Source organism: Salipiger sp., assembly GCF_059781815.1.
The window spans coordinates 1-4,026 of record NZ_JBYNAH010000317.1 but is presented as its reverse complement, the minus strand read 5'-3'; the positions used below and the strand labels follow the sequence as shown (position 1 = coordinate 4,026).

General features: G+C 65.4%; 3 protein-coding genes. 2 read left to right on the top strand and 1 reads right to left on the bottom strand.

Annotation, left to right across the window (positions count from 1 at the left end):
* Positions 1–1,020, top strand: a 1,020-nt coding sequence (gene pnp / locus AC6RA4_RS23770; RefSeq protein WP_500164521.1) for a polyribonucleotide nucleotidyltransferase, incomplete at its 5' end; no start/stop codon positions are given.
* Between the two features lie 124 nt (positions 1,021–1,144).
* On the opposite strand, the gene AC6RA4_RS23765 is transcribed toward pnp, so the two are convergent.
* Positions 1,145–1,966, bottom strand: coding sequence for a DUF2711 family protein (locus AC6RA4_RS23765; RefSeq protein WP_500164519.1), 822 nt, complete (start codon positions 1,964–1,966; stop codon positions 1,145–1,147).
* A 395-nt stretch (positions 1,967–2,361) separates the two neighbouring features.
* Between AC6RA4_RS23765 and AC6RA4_RS23760 the strand changes: the two genes are divergently transcribed.
* A complete protein-coding gene (locus AC6RA4_RS23760; protein ID WP_500164517.1) occupies positions 2,362–3,876 on the top strand; it encodes a catalase in 1,515 nt (504 codons plus the stop codon).
* Positions 3,877–4,026 lie beyond the last annotated feature (150 nt).

Sequence of the window (4,026 nt, the reverse complement as noted above, 5' to 3'; positions counted from 1 at the left end):
TCGAACTTCCTGCTGCACTACAACTTCCCGCCCTACTCGGTCGGTGAAGTGGGCCGCGTGGGTTCGCCCGGTCGCCGCGAGATCGGCCACGGCAAGCTGGCATGGCGCGCGCTTCAGGCGGTGCTGCCGGCCCCGACCGATTTCCCCTACACCATCCGCGTGGTCTCCGAGATCACCGAGTCCAACGGCTCGTCCTCGATGGCCTCCGTCTGCGGCGGCTCGCTGTCGATGATGGATGCGGGTGTTCCGCTGAAGGCCCCGGTGGCCGGCGTCGCCATGGGCCTGGTGCTGGAAGATGACGGCGAATACGCCGTGCTGACCGACATCCTCGGCGACGAGGATCACCTCGGCGACATGGACTTCAAGGTCGCAGGCACCGAGAACGGCATCACCTCGCTGCAGATGGACATCAAGGTCGCGGGCATCACTCCCGAGATCATGAAGCAGGCTCTGGCCCAGGCCAAGGACGGCCGCATGCACATCCTCTCCGAGATGGGCAAGGCGCTCTCCGAGGCCGGCGAATTCTCGGTTCACGCACCGCGGATCGAGATGATGCAGATCCCGACCGACAAGATCCGTGAAGTGATCGGCTCGGGCGGCAAGGTCATCCGCGAAATCGTCGAAGTGTCGGGCGCCAAGGTCGACATCAACGACGAGGGCCTGATCAAGATCGCGTCGCCGAACGGCGAGTCGATCCAGAAGGCCTATGACATGATCCACTCGATCGTGGCCGAGCCGGAAGAGGGCAAGGTCTACAAGGGCAAGGTCGTGAAGATCGTCGATTTCGGCGCGTTCGTGAACTTCTTCGGCAAGCGCGACGGCCTGGTGCACGTCTCGCAGATCGAGAACCGCCGCCTGAACCACCCGAGCGACGTGCTGAAGGAAGGCCAGGAAGTCTTCGTGAAGCTGCTCGGCTTCGACGATCGCGGCAAGGTGCGCCTGGCCATGAAGATGGTCGACCAGGAGACCGGCGAAGAGCTGGCCGCCGAGCCCAAGAAGAAGGAAGAGGCGGCCGACTGAGCCCCTCTTTCCTGACGCTGATACAGGAACGCCCCGGCCAATGGCCGGGGCGTTTCGCGTTTCGGGCAGGCGTTCGCGGGCGCTCCTCCCTCGCTTGCGCGCGTCGTCGCTTGGATGCGCCGCGTCAGTTCCGCCGTGACGGCGGCGGGGCACCCTCGGGGGAGAAGACCAGCGAGGTGGTCTCGGCCCCGGCCCAGAAGCCTTCGAAATAGGTCGACGGGTTCGCCCGCGCGCGCTGCGCCTCGGTCAGCGCCAGCAGTCCGGCGATGTCGTCATAGCCCCAGCTCAGGAGCATCCCCGGCGCGGCCACCGCGGAGAGCTTCTCGCCGGGCAGCCCGAGGGCGGGATGCTCGCGCGCGAAGGCCTCCACCGGGCAGAGGCGCGAGATCTCGCGCCACTCGCTCCAGAGCGTCACGTCGGTCTGCCCGAGCGCCGTCAGGTAGCGCCCCAGCGCCGGTTCCATGGCGGCGGGCAGCAGGTCTTCCTCGGGATGGTAGAGCCCGGTGCGCTCGCAATACGCCGCCAGTTTTCCGGCCAGTTCCTGATCGGCATCGGGGATCTCGCCACCGATGGCCTGCAACCAGACGGTGCGGGCGAAACGGTCGAAATCCGGGGCGCCGATGGCAAAGGCCACGTCGGACCACGCGACCGGCGCGCCGGTCTGCTTGATGAGATCCTCGAACCCCTCGGGGGCGGGATTGACCGGCTCGGGCATGCTGCCCTCCTCGATCTGCTCCATCAGCGTCTCGGGGTCCATGGCCACGCGCATCGGGCCGAAGCTTGCGGTTTCGGGGGTGTAGCCGGGGACGCGGAAAAACGGGTTAAGCACGACGAAAACGTGGTCGTAATCGTATTTCCACCAGTCGAGGACCGGCACGTTGTCATAGGGGTGCTCGAGCCGGCGTGGCACCGGGCTCAGCGTGTCGTTCTGCAGATCGAAGTCCATTGCATCCTGTGTAGCACGGCGCGGCGGCGGGCGCCAAACGCTTGCGCACCGGCAGCGGGCGGGCGGCACGGCATGTGGGCGAAGAAAAAAGGCCGGGCATGACGCCCGGCCAGGTCCAACAGGGAGGTGCATGTGATGACCCGCACATGCAACGGGATCTTGCTCATATAGGATTTAAACCTACCCGCACAATAAGGCTTTGATCTGACGCAAACGGAAACCCGGCTTTGCGCCGCCGCCCGCCGTGCCGGCGGGGCGGGCGGCGACGCGAGGCCGGCGCGCGGCGGAACCATCGCAGCGTGACGGTCGTTGTTGCGGCAAGACCGGCTGCCGGATCCGCCGTTTGCCCCCGGCAACTGCCCGTCCAGACCCGACAGAGAGAAAGCGAGAACCCCATGGCCAAGACGCCGACCCTCACCTCCACCTCCGGTGCGCCCGCCCCGACGAACCGCACCTCGCAGACCGCGGGCAACCGCGGCCCCGTGTTGATGCAGGACCACCATCTCCTTGAAAAGCTTGCGCATCAGAACCGCGAGCGCATCCCCGAGCGGGTCGTGCATGCCAAGGGCTGGGGCCTTCAGGGCAGCTTCACCGTCACCCATGACATCAGCAAATACACCTGTGCGAAGATGTTCTCCGAGATCGGCAAGACCACCGAGGTGCTGTCGCGCTGGTCCACCGTGGCCGGCGAGCGCGGTGCGGCGGATGCCGAGCGCGACGTGCGCGGCTTCGCGCTGAAGTTCTACACCGAGGACGGCAACTGGGACATGGTGGGCAACAACACCCCCATCTTTTTCGTCCGAGATGCATTCAAGTTTCCCGATTTCATCCGCACCCAGAAGCGCCACCCCAAGACCAACATGCGCTCGCCCGAGGCGATGTTCGACTTCTGGGCCGGCCAGCCCGAATCGGTGCACCAGGTCACCATCCTGATGTCGGATCGCGGCATCCCGCGCTCGCCCGCGCATATGAACGGCTACGGCTCGCACACCTTCTCGATGTGGAACGCCGAAGGTGAGCGCCACTGGGTGAAGTTCCATTTCAAGACCCAGCAGGGCCATGACTGGCTGTCGGATGCCAAGGCGGCCGAGATCATCGGCCAGACCCGCGAGAGCTACCAGGAAGAGCTCTGGAACATGGTCAGCGCCGGCAAGTTCCCGAAATGGACGATGTACATCCAGGTGATGAGCGAGGAAGAGGCGCTCGAGACGCCGTTCAACCCGTTCGACCTGACCAAGGTCTGGCCGCATGGCGACTACCCGCTGATTGAGGTCGGCGAGCTTGAGATGCACACCATCCCCGAGAACTATTTCCAGCTGGTCGAGAATGCCGCCTACAACGTCAACAACGTGGTGCCGGGCATCGGCTTCTCGCCGGACAAGATGCTGCAGGCGCGGATCTTCTCCTACGCCGATGCCCACCGCTATCGCCTGGGTACCCATTACGAAGCGCTGCCGGCGAACGCGCCGAAGAATGCCAAGGTGAGCCACTACCACAAGGATGGTGCGATGCGGTTCTTCACCAATGATTTCGGCAATCCCGACGCCTATTACGAGCCGAACCAGTATGACGGCCCGGTCGCGGATGAAAGCGTGCAAGAGCCGCCGATGCGCATCGACCCCGAGGCCGTGGCCGCCCGTTTCGACCAAGAAGAGAGCGATATCGATTACGTCCAGCCGCGCGCGCTCTATGCCGAGGTGATGGACGACGACGAGCGCGACCGCCTGCACCGCAACATGGCCGGCGGCATGGCGCCCTGTACCGACGGCGTGAAGGAGCGCTGGCTGGCGGTGCTCAAGAAGGTCCATCCGGACTACGAGGCCGGCGTGCGCCGTGCGCTCGAGACCGGCCAGCATGGCAATCCGTCCCTGCCGGTGACCGACGACACCCCGATCCGCGCCGCCGAGTAAATCGCGCAGTGCCGCAAATGACGAAGGCCGCCCGAACCCTGGGCGGCCTTTCTGTTTGGCGAGCTCCGTGGGGGGGGGGGGGGGGCCCCCCCCCCCCCCCCGCCCCCCCCCCCGGATATTTTTAAAAAAAAAAAACGATAAAAGAGCCCC

Bases quoted from the DNA above. Each gene is read 5' to 3' on its own strand.
- AC6RA4_RS23765 (WP_500164519.1), bottom strand. From the start codon at position 1,966: ATGGACTTCGATCTGCAGAACGACACGCTGAGCCCGGTGCCACGCCGG.
- AC6RA4_RS23760 (WP_500164517.1), top strand. From the start codon at position 2,362: ATGGCCAAGACGCCGACCCTCACCTCCACCTCCGGTGCGCCCGCCCCG.